Genomic DNA, 17,310 nt, shown 5'->3' with positions numbered 1-17,310 from the left:
GTACCGAGTCTTCACAAACGGTGACGCTGAAGTCTCCGGTCTCGCGAGTAAGGAGGGTGACGCCGGGTGAGGTAGGGGGAATCTCGCTGACGGAACGGCACACAACGAGGTTTGTTTCAATCAGACCCTGGTCTTGGGAAAGCGTGGGTTCTACCCTCGCCGAGCGGATACGGTCCTGAACCGCCCAATGGAGCGTCAGGAAGCCGTCGGTTGCTCAACCGGAGGCTCTGTGCGCGGCAAATACATGGTGAACATGGCGCCGCCGCTGGCAGCCCGTGACGCCTTGATCCAGCCTTGGTGACTGGTGACGGTATGCGCCACGATGGACAGCCCTAGGCCGGTACCGGGAGTGTTGCGGGCCCGGTCGGAACGGTAGAACCGGTCGAAGATGTGCGGCAGGTCCGCCTCGGCTATCCCGGGACCCTCGTCAGCGACGATCACATTGTCACCTTCCATGGTGACCGTCACAGTGCCCCCGGCGGGGGAGAACTTGACGGCATTGTCGAGCAGGTTCGTCACTGCCCGTTCGAGGGTTGCCTCGTCCCCGAGCACCGGATGAGGCTCCAGGTGGACGTCGAACTCCAGGTTCGGGCCGCGCCGCTTGCCCCTCTCGACGGCTTTGGAAACGGCGTCTGACAAGTCGAAATACTGGGGTCGTGGGGGAGGGGCGTCCTCTCGGGACAGCTGGACGAGATCACCGATGAGGCTGGAGAACTCGCCGAGCTGGGCGGCAACGTCGTCTAGGATCTCGCTACGCGCCTGATCGGGGAGTATGTGGTTGTTTTGGTCGGCAATAAGCAGCTCGACGTTGGTGCGCATGGACGTCAATGGGGTGCGCAGTTCGTGGGAGGCGTCGGCGATGAGCTGCTTCTGGCGTTCCCGCGAGTTCGACAGCGACGACAGCATGACATTGAAGGAGTCGGCGAGATCGCCTAGCTCGTCATGGGAACGCACCGGGATGGGGCTGAGTTCGTCAGTCTTTGTCACGCGATGAACAGCTCTGGAAAGGTCGCGCAGCGGGCGGGTGGCAGAGGTGGCGGCCAGATATCCGGCGATGGCCGTCACCACAATGCCGACCAGACTGGTGCCGACCAGGACGATCGACAGCGACTTCAGAGTGGCATAGGTGCCGGTGAGATTCTGGCCTGCGACCAGGGCGTAGTGAGTTCCGTCAGAGGTGAACGGGATGGCAACAATGCGCACCGGAACCCCACGGGAGTCTGTGACGGTACGCGCCTTGTCGACGGTGCCGGTGCGGGCGACGGCAAGCTCTTTGGCCCCGGTGGTCACGGTGACGTTGTCCCCCGGGGCGGTGGCAACATGCCCGTCGGCGCGAACCAAGATGAGTGTGGTGTTCGTGGCTGCCAGAGAGCTGGCCTCCAGCCCGCCGAGGTTCTGAGGGTCTGAGGCGACGCTCGGAGAGATCGCGGTGGCCATCCGTGTCAGCTGGTCGTCAAGCTCGTGGTACAGCGATATGCGCGTCATGAACCAGGCAGACAGTGACGTCAATGCCACTGCGACGACGACTGAAATCGACACCAGGAGGCTGACGCGGTGACCCATCGTCATGTGAAGTGGACGTGGACGCCAACCCAGCAGCCTCCGCCACCACCTACGGCTCACGAATGCGCTTCCCTCAGCACGTACCCGACGCCACGGACAGTGTGGATGAGACGAGGTTCGCCATCGTGCTCAGTTTTGCGGCGCAGGTAGCCGATGTACACCTCCAAGGAGTTCGCGGTCGTCGGGAAATCGAATCCCCACACCTCGTGCAGCAGCCAGGAGCGCTCCAACACCTTCTCCGGGTTTTGCAGGAAGACCGTCAGCAGGGCAAATTCGGTGCGTGTCAGGCTGATGTGACGGCTGCCACGGGTGACTTCGCGAGTGTCTGGGTCAAGGGTGAGATCGGCAAAAGACAGCCGCTCGGGAACCCCGGCGGTCTCCGGGTCGGGGCGGGAACGACGAGTCAGAGCGCGCAGACGGGCCAGTAACTCGTCCAGGGCAAAAGGCTTGACCATGTAGTCGTCCGCCCCAGCGTCCAGGCCGTCCACCCGGTCATCGACAGCGTCGCGGGCGGTGAGGATGAGGATCGGAACGTCGTTGCCGTTGCTGCGCAGCATTCGGGTGGCCTCAAGGCCGTCGAGACGCGGCATCATGACATCCATGATGACGGCATCGGGGTGGCTGGCGGACAGGTGGGCGAGGGCCTCTACGCCGTCAGCAGCACTGTCGACGTCATAGCCGCTGTACTGCAGAGAACGGGCGAGGGATTCTCGCACCGCCCGGTCGTCGTCAACGACGAGAATGTGCATATTCATGGCTTGACGTCCTCCGTCGTGGACTCTACAACCGATTCAGCGGCGGGGTTTGACGGCGTGGGGGCTGGCGAGTCTGCCTCCTCGGAAGCGGTAGCAGCGTCATCTTTCTGCTCCCGGGCGCGGTGTCTCTCCTCGGCGCGCTGCCGGGCTGCCTTCTCGCGTTCTTCCTTATCGTGGGCGGCGCGGGTGGCTGCGGCTACCTTGGCCAGACCTTCGAAGCGCGGCCGGTGGGGGGTCGGCGTCGGTTTCGGTGGGGCGGAGTGCTGGGAGCGGACGAGAACTCCGTTGACTGCGCGTGTGAACCAGCGGACCAGGCCGCGTCCCATCACCTCAGTGTGGCCACTCGAAGCGTCGATACGCAGGCAGGTGGCCTCGTCGACGGCAACGGCGCTGGAGAGCAGACCGGACTCCAGAGCGGAGATGATGAGACCGTCTCCGGAAAGGGTGTCGTTGTGGGTGGTGACGGTCAGGCTGACCAGGCCAAGGCCCTCGACGAAGGTGACGTCGTTGAATCCCTCCGCCCCCGCTTGCTGGCCGACTTGGCGTTCTCCCAGTTTCCAGCCACCTGCCAGAGCAGTGACGCAGGGAGCCATCGCCCCGGCTGAGAAACCGAGCCACGGCGCACCGCCGCGCACAAGTAGTGAGAGCTGTTCAGCGGCCGGGGCAAGACCGTTGACGTAACTGGGGACGGCACCGCCGCCGACGATAATGCCGGCCAGGGTGTCGAGATTGTCGGGAAGCTGGAACGACTCGTTTTCCTCCCACAGCGGGGTGGCCGGGTTACCCATCGTCGGGGCGGTGCCCGGGCCGTCGAGGTGAATTGTGAGGAGGTTCGCGTCGGCCCAGCGGGAGGTGACAATGCGTGTCAGCTCGGCGGCGTGGTCGGCGGACTCAGAGGCCGGACCGGCCACGACGACCGCGATGGGGGCGTCTGCATTGTGATGACGGGCCTGGGAGACGAACTCGTCGTAGACCTCCGTCAGTGAGTCGTCGTATCCTCCGCCGACCAAGAACAAACTCATGGGAACAGCCTATAATGCCGCGCCGGTTGGTCTGGGAAGACGAGCGTGATGGCCGGGAACCGATCAGGCAAGCCGGCGCACTGCGTCGACGATTCCAGGCATTGCAGCTTCGATGGCGTCGAGGGTGTCTTCGAACCCGTCGGCTGAGCCATACCAAGGGTCGGGGAGGCAGCTGCCGGGGGTGCAGGTGGGGTCGTAGTCGCGGATGAGGTGGAGGTTGTTGGCGTCGGGGGCCATCTGTTTCATGATCTGGATGTGATGCGGCTCGGCGGCGATCACAAGGTCGGCGGCCATGATTTCGCAGGCGTCGATCTGGTGGGCATGGTGGCCCGAGCAGGCGTAGCCGTGTGAGGTCAAGACGGACGTGGCTCGCGAGTCCATCGGGCCGCCGTGCTCCTCATCGCTGACCCCAGCACTGCTAATACGGGCTGTGACACCCTCATCGGCGAAGACCTTCTTGGCGACGAATTCAGCCATCGGGGAACGGCAGATGTTTCCCCAGCACACGAAGATGACGGAGGGGATGTTCTGGTTGCTCACAGGGGTCCTTCCACAGTCGGTGGGTCCAGTCTGCATGGTGTGAGAGAATTCTGTCGACGCCGGTGCCCGCTGGACACTGTGCTGCGTTGTGCCGTGTCGGGCTGTCATGGTGTCGCGTCGCCATGGCTCTGTGTTGTTGATGGCGCTGGGTGTCTCGAATCCCAGAACGACACCTCAACTTGCAATATCCTCAAACCATGAATTCCTGAGTGAGTCACCGCCCTGAGCGGTTAGACCAGCGCGCGACACCAACTCACCGGGAGATCCATGCCCATCATGACGTCAGAACACAACAGCCAGGCCGTTATCAGTGATGAGGTTCGTACCCTTTATGGCGACGCACTGACCCGTGAACCGGCCCTCGCTCCTCCTCCGCGTAGCGGCAATCTTCTGCGTAGTGGCAATCATCTGCGTAGTGGTAACCGTCTTGCCAATTTGTGGCGTGCCCGCACCTATATGCGCCCCTATATTGGTCGATTTACCGCGATGGTGGTCTTCGCCTTCCTCTCCACGATGGCCGGCATTGTCACCCCGCTGGTGACTCAGCGCATTATTGACGGGCCGGTCGCACATTCCGATCACCGTGGCCTGTGGGTGCTGGGCAGTGCCGCGATCGGGGTTGGTGTCGTCGAGGCCCTCTTCATGTTCCTGCGACGATGGGTCGTGGCGCGGGCTACGTTGGGCGTCGAGGCGGGTATTCGGCTGGATATGTACGCCAAATTGCAGCGTCTGCCGTTGGGATTCCACACCCAGTGGGAGTCGGGACAGCTACTCAGCCGCATTATGAACGACCTGTCCACGGTGCGTCGTTTCCTCGGATTCGGGCTGCTGTTCATCATCATGAACACTTTCCAAATCGTCATCGTGGCCATCCTGCTGCTGCGGATGTACTGGCCGCTGGGAATCGTCGTGGTGATCTCGGCGGCCCCGATCGTCTGGCTGTGCTTGTGGAATGAGCGCCGCTACGTCAAGATCTCCCGCACCATTCAGGATCAGACCGGCGACGTTGCCTCAGCCGTGGAGGAATCAGTTCACGGCCTGCGCGTCATCAAAGCGTTTGGCCGTTCCGAGCACATTTATGACGGGTTCAACGACAAGGCAACAACCCTGTGGCAGACCAGCCTGGACCGAGTGAAATTGGTCTCGGCGTTCTGGACCTTCCTTGAGGCTATTCCAACCCTGACCCTCATCGTCGTCCTCGCCATCGGTGCCTACGCTGCCGCACACGGTCACCTCACCCTCGGTACCCTGGTCGCGTTCATCACCCTCATGCTGAGTCTCATCTGGCCGATCTCCTCGCTGGGATTCCTGCTGTCGATGACCCAGGACGCCATGACGGCCTCCGACCGTATCACCGAGATTTTCGACGCCCCCGAGACTATTCATGACGGTCCGCGTTGCCTTGACGACCCCCGGGGCGAACTCGTCTTCGACGACGTTTCCTTCCACTATCCCGACTCCGACGACGACGTGTTGCGTGATGTCAACCTCACCGTGGCCCCCGGTGAGACGATCGCCTTGGTCGGCGGCACCGGCTCTGGCAAAACCACTCTTACTGCGCTTGTCCCGAGGCTGGCTGACGTCACCGGCGGAGCGATCCGCATTGACGGGGTGGATGTCCGCGACCTTCGCGTCGAGAATCTACGCAGTATCGTCGCCACCGCTTTCGAGGACGCCACCTTGTTCTCGATGAGCGTGCGAGAGAACCTCACTCTGGGTCGTCCCGAGGCCACCGAGGAGGAGATCGCCGAGGCCATCGACGTCGCCCAGGCCGGGTTCGTCTGGGACCTGCCGTGGGGCCTCGACACCCGGATCGGCGAACAGGGCATGAGTCTGTCAGGAGGTCAGCGTCAGCGTCTGGCTCTGGCGCGCGCAGTGCTGGTGAAACCCCGAATCCTCGTCCTTGACGACACCCTTTCGGCCCTGGACATGAATACCGAGGCCCTCGTCGAGGAAGCCCTGAAAAGGGTCCTTGTCGGGGTGACGGGAATCGTCGTCGCCCATCGGGCCTCCACCGTCTTGCTGGCCGATCGGGTTGCCCTGCTGCAGGAAGGAACGATCACCCACGTCGGCACGCACCCGGAATTGCTGGCGACCGTCCCGGAGTACCGCGAACTGCTGAGCGCCGACTACGACGCCGAGCAGGGGATGTCTGGCGGCGCTGTGGAAAATCGGGGAAAGGAGGTCGATCATGCCTGAGGAGATGGCAGAACACGGCAGAACTGCCGAAAAGACCACGCCGGGCGAAGAGACGGCCACCCCTGAAGACTGGCGCGGCGTGGCGAACGAGGAAGCCAACGAAATCTCTGCCACGGCGGCTGGCCTGCTCAAGGCGCGCTCCCGGGCGTTGCTGTGGAATTTGCTCAAGCCCTATAAGACCGTGGTCTGGGTGTTGCTGGCGGCCATCGTCATTGAGAACATCGCCCGACTCGCGTCCCCGGCGCTGGTTCGACGCGGTATCGACCTGGGTATCCCGCCACTCATGCATGGCGGATCGGCGCGCAATCTGGTGGTCACCGTCGTCACCATGCTCATCGTGCTCACGATCCAGGTGACGACTCGGATCTATTTCCTGCGGGTCTCGGGGCGAATCGGCCAGGATGTGCTGTTGGAGCTACGACGTCGGGTTTTTCGTCACTTCCAGAGCCTTGACGTTGCTTTTCACGACAAGTACACCTCGGGGCGCGTCGTTTCCCGCATGACCAGCGACATCGACGCCATCGCCGAGCTGATGGGTCAGGGGTTTGACGGTCTTGTCTCCGCCGTGCTCACCCTTGTTGGAACCGGCGTCATGCTGCTGGTCATGGACTGGCGGCTGGGCCTCATCTGCCTGGCGTCCCTGTTCTTCGTCTCTCTGCTGGTCAAGTGGTTTTCGGGGGAGTCGACCCGGACCTTCCGCAAGGTGCGCAACGCCTCAGCCCAGGTCATCATTCAGTTCACCGAAACGATGACGGGCATTAAGGCGGTTCAGGCGTACCGTCGGGAACCACGAAACCAGGAGATCTTCACCGAGCTGGCTGACCGGTACCGTGGTATCAACGTTCGGTCAATGCGGCTGTTCGCGATCTTCATGCCGGGTATCACCTTGACCGGCAATATCACCATCGGTCTCATGCTCCTGGTCGGCGGCTACTTTGCCCTGCGCGGCTGGACGACGGTTGGGGTTTTGACGGCCTTTCTGCTCTACCTGCGCCAGTTCTTCGAGCCTCTTGCAGACATCGGCCAGTTCTACAACACGTTTCAGTCGGCGTCCTCGGCGTTGGAGAAGCTGTCGGGAGTGCTTGAGCAAGAACCGGCGGTGGCCGAGCCGGAAAAGCCGGCGAATCTCGGTACAGCCGACGGGGCGGTGGATTTCGACCACGTGACGTTCGGGTACAACTCCGAACGTGAGGTGCTGCCTGACCTTGACCTGCATATTCCTGCCGGTCAGACGGTTGCCCTGGTCGGGACGACAGGCGCCGGGAAAACGACGATCGCCAAACTCATCTCGCGGTTCCATGATCCCGTCAGCGGTGAGGTGCGTCTCGACGGTCATGACCTACGCGACCTGTCGGACGCCGACCTGCGTCGTGCGGTGACGATGGTGACCCAGGAGAACTTCATTTTCGCTGGCACCGTCGCTGACAACATCGCTTTTGGGCGCCCCGACGCTACCCGCCAGGAGGTCGAGGCTGCTGCCCGTGCGGTGGGTGCCGACGAGTTCATTCGCGCCTTGCCGGCAGGCTATGACACCGACGTTTCCCAGCGCGGCGGACGTCTGTCGGCCGGTCAGCGTCAGTTGGTGGCCTTTGCCCGCGCTTTTTTGGCAGACCCTGTGGTGCTCATCCTTGACGAGGCGACCTCGTCGCTAGATATCCCCTCGGAGCGTCTGGTGCAGCGGGCACTGCGGACAATCCTGGCCGACCGGACCGCCGTCATCATCGCTCATCGTCTGTCGACGGTGGAGATTGCTGACCGAGTGCTCGTGCTGGAGCACGGCCAGATTCAGGAGGACGGTTCCCCGGCGGAACTGGAGGCTCAGGGCGGACGCTACGCCGAACTGCACAAAGCCTGGCAGGAATCACTTGCCTAAAATCCCAGCTGCGCCAGTTTTGGTCACCTGCGCCAGGCAATACCGGCGCAGGTGACCAAAACTGGCGCAACTGCAGAAGTGTCGGGGTATCAGGTCAGACGCCGGTCCTCGGTAGCCCAGGCTTGACATTGCCGGACCCGGGGGTGCTCGGGTTCCCGGTGCTCGGGTGACCTGAGGCACCAGCTTGACCAGGGACTTGACCGGGGGCCGGGGTTACCGAACCGCCAGGCTGATCGCCGGAGGGCACCGACAGTGTGGCGGCAAAGCGCGCTGTGGTGCCGGAATCCGGGAAGGTGAAGACGATGGTGGCTGCACCGCTGACCAGACCCTTGTCGGTCGGCACCTGGACCGTCACAGACGACGAGCCGTCCTTGACCGGGGCGGTAGCGACGTCGACGGTCTTGTCGCCCTGCACGATCTGGGCCTTCATCGTCTTGTTGACAATGGCGTCCTTCGACGTGAAGTCGACGGTATCGGGAGCGACAGCCTTGTCAGCTGGCTTGCCAACGGTGAACACGGCCTGTTTCGACATCCCCTCCTTAAGAGAGGACGTCAAGGAGACGGCGCGCTTGGCGAAATCAGGCTTGAGGGTCTTGCGGGCCTTGATCCAATCGACCCAAGCGGATAAGTCGATCTTGCCGCTGTCGACTGGCTTGGACCCCTTGGCAAGCTCGGTGAAGTTGTCACCGCCGGCGATGAGGAAGGAGCCAGACCCGACGGTGTAGGTGCCGTTGGGGTCGATCGGCTTCCCGTTGATCCACACCGAGGTAATGCGGTCGCCTTCCTTGCGGGACTCGTCGTAGGTGTAGGTGACGTTCTTGGAGACGCCGAGCTGCAGGTATGGACGGGACGGGACGTTGCCGTCACTGTCACGCTGCCATTGCTGCTCCAGCACCTTCTTGAACTGGGCGCCGGTGATCTTGGTGGTCGTCAGGGTGTTCGCGAAGGGGAGTACCTGGGCGGCCTGCTTGTAGGTGATGTCCTTTTCGAGCAGCGAGGCACGAGTGCCACCAGGGTTCTGCAGACCGATGAAGTTCGGGTCATCCTTGCCGAGGGTGTCTTTGAACATATCGGCGACCATGTTGCTCATGGTGGATTCACGGTCACGGACGTTGGAGGAGAACTCCTTGTCCGTCTCGTTCGACGGGGTGGTGATGGGAGCTGACGCGTGACCGATGACATCGGCACCGACCTCATCTGACTTGGCCTTCGCGTCCTGGTAGATCGAGGAGATCTTGTCGATGGTCGGGTCCTCAGCCGGGTTCTCGGCCGGATCGATGATCGATGCGTCCGTCGAGCAAAGCTTCTTCTGCTTGGAGTCCCAGGCCACTTTCACCTGAGCCAGGTGCTCACCGTAGGAACCAGCCTGCAGCAACGGGGCACCAGCCTTGTCCTTCCACGAGTACACCTGGTGGGTGTGGCCGTTGAAGACCAGGTCCACATCGGAGGAGGTATCAGCGTAGATCGGTGCGAAGTTACCGCCTTGGCTAGCCGGATCAGCGGAACCGTCAGCTGCTCCTTCGTGGTACTCGGCGACGACAATATCGGCCAGTCCCTCGTTCTTGAGCCGCTGAGCCTCGGCGTTGACGGCCTCAACCGGGTCACCGATGGTCAGGTTGGAGATACCAGCGGGGGAGACCAGAGAGGGTAGGTCCTGGGTCACTGCGCCAATGACTCCGATACGCACACCATCCTTGACGATGACGGTCGACGCCTTGAGGGGAGCGGCCACCTTCGTGGTGCCTTTTTCGTAGACGTTGGCTCCCAGGTAGGGACTCTCGAAGTGCGGCACGACGCGCTCGGCGAGATCCTTCCAACCCTTGTCGAACTCGTGATTGCCGACGGCATTGGCCTCGACCCCAGCGGCGTTGAGCATAGTGATGGTCGGCTCGTCATTGAGGGAACTCGACTCGAAGGTTGAGCCACCGACGTTGTCGCCGCCGCTGAGTAGCAGGACATTGTCGGCACCGTTGGCATTGCGTGCCTCGACGACTGGGGTGAAGAGGTTGGCGCCCGTCTCGATACGACCGTGAAAGTCGTTGATGTTGAAGATGTCGAGGTTCGTGTCGCCGTTGCACGATCCGGCTGATGCGGACGGGGCGTCACTTGCGCTCGGTGCGGCGGTGGCCGGCGTGGCGATGAAGCTGCCACCCATTCCGGCGATGCACAGCACCGACAGGCCGGCAATTCTAGCCCTGCGTCGGTGATTCATGGGTTCTCCTTGTATTAGTGGTGCGTGCCCAAAGGCATACACCGGTAGCGTCGCCTATTTTGGACTCAGCCCGCAAGAAGTTGGGGGAACTTCGTCATGAAGAATTCAGCTAGCCGACACCTCGGCGACCAACGACGCCCCGCAACCAACAACCTTGTGAGACTACAGAGCCACAGAGACACAGCGTCGTTACAGCGAAACGGTGTCACAACGCCATGAAGCTCAGCCCCTTGGCAGCCCGCCAGCAGGGACTCCTTCAGGCAGCTCACCGTGGTAACCCGGCGGCACGTAAGCGCACGACGGATCGGAGGCCAGGTAGTCTCCGGTCATGGCGTAGGCGGTCGAGCGGGACCCGCCACAGAAATGGTTGAAGTTGCAAGCCCCGCATTTTCCGGAGAACCCATTCGGGTTTCGCAACCCCTGAAACACCGGGGAGGTCCGGTAGATCTCGGGGAATGGCTTCTCCTTGATCGACCCGCAGTGGATTGGTAGGAATCCCGACGGATAGACGTCGCCGGTGTGGTCGATGAACGCGAACCCGGACCCGGAGTTGATGGCCAGCGGGGTGCGCGGCGGACGCGGGTCCTCGATGACCTCGCCGAGCAGGTCGTTGGTTTCACGAGTCAGCCACTCATAGAGCTTGCCGTGGCGAACCGGACGCTCCTTACCCTGACGGACGGCTTCGCGCTGGAAGGCGATTCGTCGGTACTGCGGAGCCTCAGTCGTCTTGACTGCAATGCGCGTGGAGTTGTCGTGCAGCCAATACAAGACGTCCTCGCGTTCCAAGGGAGAAAGCATGTCGAGCTGAGCGCCGCGTCCAGTCGGCACTAGCATGAACGTGTAGAACATCACTGCCCCGAGGTCGATGGCGTTCTTGAGCATTTGCGGCGCCTCGTGGATGTTCTTAGCTGTGAACACCGTATTGAGCTGAAACCTCATCCCCATCTCGCGGAGCATATGGCAGGCCTCAACGGTGCGGTCGAAGGTGCCTGGGAAACCACGGAAGGCGTCATGAGTCGCGGCCGAGCCACCATCCAACGACATCGACATCATGGACACGCCGGCATCCTGAACAGCCTTGACTCGCTCGTAGGTGAACAGCGGCGTCACCGAGGGCGAAATGGACACGTGGAGACCCTTGCTGACGCCGTACTCAATGAGGTCAACAAGGTCGGGACGCTCAAAACAGTCGCCCCCGGTGAGAATGAGCATGGGGTAGGGGCGCTGGTAGCTGGTCAGCTGGTCGATGAGCTGGTGGCCCTGGGCGTTTGTCAGCTGGCCGGGGGCCGCGTGGTGCTGGGCCTCGGCGCGGCAGTGCTGGCACACCAGGGCGCAGGCGCGGGTGACCTCCCAGATGACGATGAAGGGCTTGTCATTGAGGTCGTGCTTAATCTCGCGGACCAGTGGGCCGTGGCCTGGATGGCCTCCCGGGTGACCTCCTGGATGGCTTCCCGGGTGACCTCCTGGATGGCCTCCCGAGTGACCGGTGGGATGGCCCGTGGACGCCCCCGGATGTCCGGGCTGCATGGTCGGATGATCGGTGGTGGTCACTTCTCCTCCTTCGAGGTGATCTGACGGGCAAGACGTCGACCGGCGGCGATCGCGGTGCCAACTCCAGCACCATCAATCCCGGCCCCGCCGACGTGGAGACCGGTGCCGTCAAGGGTTGCGGCGAGGCGAGCCATGCGCTCCCGGTGTCCGGGGGCTGGCTGGGGCATAGCGCCGCGATGACGTTCAACAACGTAGTCGCGCGGGTCAAAAGCCAGCCCGAGGCGTCTCAGCTCTGCCACGGTGATGGCGACGAGGTCGTCGTCGGACAGATCGTCGATCGGGGTTCCCCCCTGCCGACCCATGGTGATTCGCAGCGTGGGTTCGGCAATATGCCACGTCGTGGCGAGGTTCGTCACTTGGCGTACCAGCTGGGACCATGTTGAACCAATAAACCACGTCTGGGCCGTGGCGATGGGGTGATCCAACTGGTCCGTTCGTGCCACGAGTGTGGCAACCGTGGCGCTCTCACACTGGGACAGCAGATCGGACGCGTCGGGACATGAGATCGACAGCAAGGCCGCAGCGACCCGGGCTGGCGTGGCAATAATGACCTCATCGGCGGCAATTGCCCCGATATCTCGTGGACCTGTGACATCGACAACCCACTCGTGGCCGACTTGTCGGATTCCCGTGGCACGAGTGTTCAGATATACGGTGAGTCCCTCGGCCAGTGCCTTCGGGAGGGTCGCCAAACCGTTTTGCCACGACGCGGCGGCGGGGGTGCGAGGCCCACGGTGCCCTCGGCGATGACGAATACGCGAGGCATTGCGTTTGAGGGTCCCGGCGACGATGGAATTGCCATCTCTGACGGTCTGTCCCAACGCGGGAGCGGCTGCCGCCAGCGAAAAGGTGGTGAGGTCAGCGGCATGGATACCGCCCAGCAAGGGGTCGACGATGGCCCGGCCTACTTCGTCACCGAATCGTTCCGAGATGAACTGGCCGACGCTGACGTCCTCACAGTGCGGGCGAGTTGTGAAAGGTTCAAGGCCGGCTCTCAACAACCCTGCCGGAGACAGAATCCGCGAGGTAATGGTGGGCAAGAACTTCGTGGGGCCAATCGGCGTTACTCCTGCCGGCATTTCCACGACCCCGCGTCGGCTCGACAGCAGGGTGCGTCCGGGGGTGGGGTGACGCATTGAGTCCGCCAGGCCCAGTTCGGCCACCAAATCAGAGACTCCGGGGTCACGCAGTGGCACAGCTTCAGCCCCCAGGTCAACCACGTCACAGCCGAGGTGACGGGAACTGACTTGTCCACCGACACGTTGGCCAGCTTCCACGACGACGACTCGGCAGCCGTGGTTGCGCAGGTGGTGTGCGGCTGTCAGGCCGGTCATTCCGGCACCGATGATCGCCACTGTTTTGCTCACCAGTTGAGAGTACGCAAAACCTGGGAGAGCCAAAGACAGGGGGTCGAGCTGTGGACAACCTACTGAACAGTAACCTCGTCTTTGGTGGTTACCTACGGAACGGTAGGTTTCGCTTGGAAGTGGATTGGCTGACGTCCACAATGAAGCACGGAATATTCGACCAGGAGGAAGCTGTGACCGAGACCATAAGCGCCGACGAGGGTCATGCGGACCCGTTCGTCCCGCCGGCAAAGCACCATCCTGTCAATCGTCCTGACCCCGCAATGGTGCGTATCCTTGACGCCCACGGACACTTCAACCCCCACCCAGTTTTTCCGGTTGATCTGAGTGACGAGGACCTCCTCAAGGCTCTCGAGATGATGGTCATGACTCGACGTCTTGACGTCGAAGCCACCGCCCTGCAGCGTCACGGTGAGCTCAGTTTGTGGCCCCCGCACATGGGTCAGGAGGCCACCCAGGCCGGCGCGTGGCTGGCATTGGGCGACCAGGACCAGGTTTTCCCCACCTACCGGGAGCAGGGCTTGGCTCATGCCATGGGGGTCAGCCTCGCTGACATCTTGGATTCGTGGAGCGGCAAAGCGCATTGCGCATGGGATACCGTCGCCACGCACTTCAGCGCCTACCCGGTGATGATCGGCTCGGGCACCCTGCACGCCGTCGGTTATGCCATGGGTATCCAGCGCGATGTGGAGGCCGGTGGCACTCCGGCGGCTGTGCTGGACTTCCACGGCGACGGTGCGATGAGCGAGGGTGACACCAACGAGGCCTACGTCTTTGCGGCTTCGATGAACGCTCCCGTGGTGTTTGTGTGCGTCAATAATCAATGGGCCATCTCAGAGCCGACGACTGTGCAGTCCCCGTCGTCCCTATTCCGCCGAGGTATCGGTTTTGGGATTCCTGCGGTGCAGGTGGACGGGAATGATGTCGTCGCCATGACGGCTGTGTTGCGGGCGGCCCTCAACCATGCCCGACGTGGCAACGGGCCGGTGTTTGTCGAAGCCTGGACGTATCGGATGGGCGCTCACACCACCACCGACGACCCCACCCGCTACCGCACCGGTGAGGAAGAAGCGACGTGGGCAAAGACCGACCCCATCGTCAGGCTAAGAACCTATCTGCATGATCGCGGGGCCATCGATCAGCAATGGCTTGACGGTTTGGCCGAGCGGGAGGAGACCTTCGGTGCGCAGGTGCGCGCTGCTGTTCACGAAAACCCCACGCCCGCGATGGCCGATCTGATGTCGGACGTCTACGCCGAGCCGACTCCTGATGTGCTGGCTGACGCCAGGGAGATCGCCTCCTGGGAGGAGGATCGTTGATGAGCCAGAACAGCGCACGCCCACAAGGTCAGACGACGTTGGCCAAAGCCCTCAACGCTGGGCTAGCTGACGCTCTTGCTGCCGACGACCACGTCGTCATCATGGGAGAAGATGTCGGAACCCTCGGCGGTGTTTTTCGTATTACTGACGGTCTCAAGGCACAGTTCGGTGGTCGTCGGGTCATTGATTCTCCGCTGGCAGAGTCCGGCATCGTCGGAACCGCCATCGGCATGGCCATGCGCGGATATCGGCCGTGCGTCGAGCTGCAGTTCGACGGCTTCAACGCTCCAGCCTTCGACCAGATCGTCTCCCAGTTGGCGAGATATCGCGCCCGCGTGGGAGGACGGTGGTCCCTGCCGGTGACAATCCGTATTCCGTTCGGCGGTGGCGTTGGCTCCCCGGAACACCACTCAGAGTCCCCAGAGGGTTTCTACGCTACCACCCCGGGCCTCAAAGTGGTCACGTGCTCCAACCCTGACGACGCCTATTGGATGTTGCGTCAGTCCATCGCCAGTCCCGACCCGGTGATCTTTTTCGAGCCGAAACGTCGCTACTACACCCGTGGCGAGGTCTCTGAGAGTCCCGAACTTGGCCTTCACGCCGCCCGTATCGTCCGCTCTGGCACCGATGCCTCCGTGCTGTGTTTTGGCCCCCTCGTCGATACCTGTCTGGAGGCTGCAGAAGAAGCCTGGCAAGAGGGACGTCGGCTGGAGGTGGTCGATCTGCGTAGCCTCTCCCCACTCGACATGGAGACCGTCTGTGAGTCGGTGCGGCGTACTAAGAGGGCGGTCGTGGTTCAGGAGGCACCCCGGACCCAAGGTATCGGTGCAGAAATCGCAGCTCGCTTGGGCGAGCAGCTTTATTACGTCATGGAGGCTCCGGTGCTGCGGGTAGCCGGATGGTCGACGCCATATCCGCCGGCTCAGGCTGAAGGCGATCACATTCCCGACGTCGACCGGGTACTCGACGCCGTTGACCGGTCCCTGGCCTACTGACCAGTTTCGAAATCAATCACGAGGTATTCACGTGAAGAACTACTGCATGCCCGACCCGGGCGAAGGACTCACTGAGGGAGAGGTCGTCTCCTGGCGGGTTTGTCCTGGCGAGACCGTCAAGATCAACGACGTGCTGTGCGAAGTCGAAACGGCCAAGTCGATCGTCGAATTGCCCAGCCCCTTTGCTGGAACGGTGGCGAAACTGTGCGCAGCGCCCGGTGAGACAGTGGCTGTCGGGAAGCCGTTGGTGACCATTGACGACGGCTCCGACGACCAGTCAGACGACGAGCCAGAATTCCTCGTTGGGCATGTGGCTGCAGAGTCTCGACGTCAACGCCGTCGTCGCCGGCGAACTGTGGGACCGGGTTCGGGGTCCAAGCCCACCCGTCAAGACCCACCGCGCATGGACCGCAGCGAGCACATTCTCGTCAAACCGCCAGCCCGACGCCTTGCTGCTGACCTTGGCATTGACGTGTCTCAGGTGCGCGGCACTGGACCGCAGGGAGCGGTGACAAGGAGTGACGTCAAGGCAGCAGCTGAGGCCGGACGTTCGGGTGCCGCAGAGCCTCTGGTTACTGGGGTCTCCGGGGGTGACGCCGAGCTGGCGGGCTTGTCAATAATGTCGCGTCGTCTCCTCGGTGGCGCTCCGACCGAACCCGACGGCCATACCCGCAGAGTCCCGGTTCACGGGGTGCGCAAGGTGACCGCTGCGGCGATGAAAGACTCTCTGGACACCAAGGCGCTCGTGACGGCTTTCTTGACGTGTGATGTTACGCCGACGATGGACCTCGTGGCTCGGTTGCGCGCCGACCGAGGGTTCAAGGGACTGCGGGTCTCCCCACTTACCATCTGGTGCAAGGCGGTATGCCTGGCGATGGGACGCACCCCAGTCGTCAACGCCCGCTGGGACGACGCCGCCGACCAGATCGTCTTCCGCGACCAGATTAACCTCGGCATTGCCGCAGCCACTCCGCGTGGCCTGATGGTGCCGGTGGTGCGCAATGCCCAGGACATGACCATGCTCGAGCTGGCGTCCGAGATCACTCGTATCGTCGCTATCGCCAAGGAGGACAAGCTCCAACCTGCTGATTACACCGGCGGTACCTTCTCGATCAGTAACGTTGGGGTCTTCGGGCTTGACGCCGGGACACCGGTCGTCAACCGCACCGAGTCGGCGATTCTCGTCCTCGGCACCATCGCCCGTCGTCCGTGGGTCATCGGAACCGGTGCCGACGAGAGGGTCGTTCCCAGGTGGGTGACGACCATGAGTCTCGGGTTCGACCATCGCCTCATTGACGGCGAGGAGGGCTCGACCTTCCTCCATGACGTTGCCGAGATCCTCTCGGACCCGGCGTCGGCGATGTTGTATTGAGGTGTGATGTTGTATTAGAAGCGCCTGAATCGAGTGGCAATCGAGTGGCGACGCAAACGCCTTTCCTCCGGCAAGGTCCCGAAGGTGTTCCAGAATTGGCGATGGCTTAGTGGTTAAGAACGCAATTCGCTATCAATGAATCAATCCGGCGCACGTCTATCATCTTGCCGAGCTTAATTGGGATGTGGCCTGCACGAGTCCAGAGTTCAACCTCATCTATCGCCCCTTTCGCTCGACAATGACGCTGGTAGGTGTCCAAACATCGTGGGTGTCCAAACATCGTGGGTTCGAATGGAGATCAGTTTAGCTGCTTGACGATCGTTGCAAAACTCTCCGGGTAAAAGCTATCGCGACATTTATTCTTAATCAGATCGCTTTTGGTCTGATTAAAGAAATGCCTCATGAACTTACTGCGGCACGACAGTAGAATTTGGCGCAACTTCGCCAAACAATGATGGCCTCAGCTGCGCGGGCGACGGGTCGGGAACTGCTGCGGGCGTAACGAGCAACGTCGTGCCCAACTGCATCTAGCCTCAAGGGCT

At 62.3% G+C, this 17,310-nt stretch carries 12 protein-coding genes; 5 read left to right on the top strand and 7 right to left on the bottom strand.

From position 1 onward, the window contains the following. Positions 1-195: 195 nt before the first annotated feature. The 4 genes from Q4B98_RS04700 to Q4B98_RS04685 all read right to left on the bottom strand — a co-directional run bounded on the left by Q4B98_RS04700 (position 196) and on the right by Q4B98_RS04685 (position 3,880). Entirely contained in the window at positions 196-1,569 is a 1,374-nt protein-coding gene (locus Q4B98_RS04700) for a HAMP domain-containing sensor histidine kinase (protein ID WP_303195959.1), read from the bottom strand. 50 nt (positions 1,570-1,619) lie between these two features. Then, positions 1,620-2,312, bottom strand: a complete 693-nt coding sequence (locus Q4B98_RS04695) for a response regulator transcription factor (RefSeq protein ID WP_303196120.1) — start codon at positions 2,310-2,312, stop codon at positions 1,620-1,622. A gap of 2 nt (positions 2,313-2,314) precedes the next feature. After that, on the bottom strand, positions 2,315-3,340 hold the full coding sequence (locus tag Q4B98_RS04690; RefSeq protein WP_303195958.1) for a cyanophycinase: 1,026 nt from the start codon (positions 3,338-3,340) through the stop codon (positions 2,315-2,317). 63 nt (positions 3,341-3,403) lie between these two features. Beyond that, on the bottom strand, positions 3,404-3,880 hold the full coding sequence (locus tag Q4B98_RS04685; RefSeq protein WP_303195957.1) for a low molecular weight protein-tyrosine-phosphatase: 477 nt from the start codon (positions 3,878-3,880) through the stop codon (positions 3,404-3,406). 276 nt (positions 3,881-4,156) lie between these two features. Here Q4B98_RS04685 and Q4B98_RS04680 point away from each other — a divergent pair, with 276 nt between their 5' ends. Next, entirely contained in the window at positions 4,157-6,079 is a 1,923-nt protein-coding gene (locus Q4B98_RS04680; protein WP_303195956.1) for an ABC transporter ATP-binding protein, read from the top strand. Then, positions 6,072-7,952, top strand: coding sequence for an ABC transporter ATP-binding protein (locus tag Q4B98_RS04675; RefSeq protein ID WP_303195955.1), 1,881 nt, complete (start codon positions 6,072-6,074; stop codon positions 7,950-7,952). Before Q4B98_RS04680 ends, Q4B98_RS04675 begins: the two co-directional genes overlap by 8 nt. 94 nt (positions 7,953-8,046) lie before the next feature. Here the strand turns inward: Q4B98_RS04675 and Q4B98_RS10555 are convergent, their stop codons facing one another. The 3 genes from Q4B98_RS10555 to hemG form a co-directional block, all read right to left on the bottom strand. Further along, positions 8,047-10,164 (bottom strand): bifunctional UDP-sugar hydrolase/5'-nucleotidase, encoded by a 2,118-nt coding sequence (locus Q4B98_RS10555; protein ID WP_368492308.1) that lies wholly within the window; start codon positions 10,162-10,164, stop codon positions 8,047-8,049. A gap of 222 nt (positions 10,165-10,386) precedes the next feature. Continuing rightward, on the bottom strand, positions 10,387-11,691 hold the full coding sequence (locus Q4B98_RS04660; RefSeq protein WP_303196119.1) for a TIGR04053 family radical SAM/SPASM domain-containing protein: 1,305 nt from the start codon (positions 11,689-11,691) through the stop codon (positions 10,387-10,389). Positions 11,692-11,711: 20 nt separating this feature from the next. Beyond that, positions 11,712-13,049 (bottom strand): protoporphyrinogen oxidase, encoded by a 1,338-nt coding sequence (gene hemG, locus Q4B98_RS04655; protein WP_303196118.1) that lies wholly within the window; start codon positions 13,047-13,049, stop codon positions 11,712-11,714. Between the two features lie 296 nt (positions 13,050-13,345). On the opposite strand from hemG, the gene Q4B98_RS04650 reads away from it, so the two are divergent. The 3 genes from Q4B98_RS04650 to Q4B98_RS04640 are packed head-to-tail and all read left to right on the top strand — an operon-like array spanning position 13,346 to position 16,768. Beyond that, positions 13,346-14,401, top strand: a complete 1,056-nt coding sequence (locus Q4B98_RS04650; RefSeq protein ID WP_303196117.1) for a thiamine pyrophosphate-dependent dehydrogenase E1 component subunit alpha — start codon at positions 13,346-13,348, stop codon at positions 14,399-14,401. Next, positions 14,401-15,396, top strand: a complete 996-nt coding sequence (locus Q4B98_RS04645; protein ID WP_303195954.1) for an alpha-ketoacid dehydrogenase subunit beta — start codon at positions 14,401-14,403, stop codon at positions 15,394-15,396. The genes Q4B98_RS04650 and Q4B98_RS04645 overlap by 1 nt, the downstream gene beginning before the upstream one ends. A 46-nt stretch (positions 15,397-15,442) precedes the next feature. After that, positions 15,443-16,768, top strand: coding sequence for a dihydrolipoamide acetyltransferase family protein (locus tag Q4B98_RS04640; RefSeq protein WP_303196116.1), 1,326 nt, complete (start codon positions 15,443-15,445; stop codon positions 16,766-16,768). The last annotated feature ends 542 nt before the right edge of the window (positions 16,769-17,310 follow it).

The sequence above is a fragment of the Cutibacterium sp. genome (genome assembly GCF_030525615.1).
In the GTDB taxonomy this organism is placed as follows: Bacteria; Actinomycetota; Actinomycetes; order Propionibacteriales; family Propionibacteriaceae; genus Cutibacterium.
Note: the sequence above shows the minus strand (reverse complement) of the source record. Positions and strands in the feature narration are given on the sequence as shown.

Excerpts from the sequence above, each read along its gene's own strand:
- Q4B98_RS04650 (WP_303196117.1), top strand. The coding sequence starts at position 13,346 with ATGGTGCGTATCCTTGACGCCCACGGACACTTCAACCCCCACCCAGTT.
- Q4B98_RS04640 (WP_303196116.1), top strand. The coding sequence starts at position 15,443 with ATGCCCGACCCGGGCGAAGGACTCACTGAGGGAGAGGTCGTCTCCTGG.
- hemG (WP_303196118.1), bottom strand. The coding sequence starts at position 13,049 with ATGACCGGCCTGACAGCCGCACACCACCTGCGCAACCACGGCTGCCGA.
- Q4B98_RS10555 (WP_368492308.1), bottom strand. The coding sequence starts at position 10,164 with ATGAATCACCGACGCAGGGCTAGAATTGCCGGCCTGTCGGTGCTGTGC.
- Q4B98_RS04645 (WP_303195954.1), top strand. The coding sequence starts at position 14,401 with ATGAGCCAGAACAGCGCACGCCCACAAGGTCAGACGACGTTGGCCAAA.
- Q4B98_RS04700 (WP_303195959.1), bottom strand. The coding sequence starts at position 1,569 with ATGACGATGGGTCACCGCGTCAGCCTCCTGGTGTCGATTTCAGTCGTC.
- Q4B98_RS04660 (WP_303196119.1), bottom strand. The coding sequence starts at position 11,691 with ATGCAGCCCGGACATCCGGGGGCGTCCACGGGCCATCCCACCGGTCAC.
- Q4B98_RS04695 (WP_303196120.1), bottom strand. The coding sequence starts at position 2,312 with ATGCACATTCTCGTCGTTGACGACGACCGGGCGGTGCGAGAATCCCTC.
- Q4B98_RS04690 (WP_303195958.1), bottom strand. The coding sequence starts at position 3,340 with ATGAGTTTGTTCTTGGTCGGCGGAGGATACGACGACTCACTGACGGAG.
- Q4B98_RS04680 (WP_303195956.1), top strand. The coding sequence starts at position 4,157 with ATGACGTCAGAACACAACAGCCAGGCCGTTATCAGTGATGAGGTTCGT.
- Q4B98_RS04675 (WP_303195955.1), top strand. The coding sequence starts at position 6,072 with ATGCCTGAGGAGATGGCAGAACACGGCAGAACTGCCGAAAAGACCACG.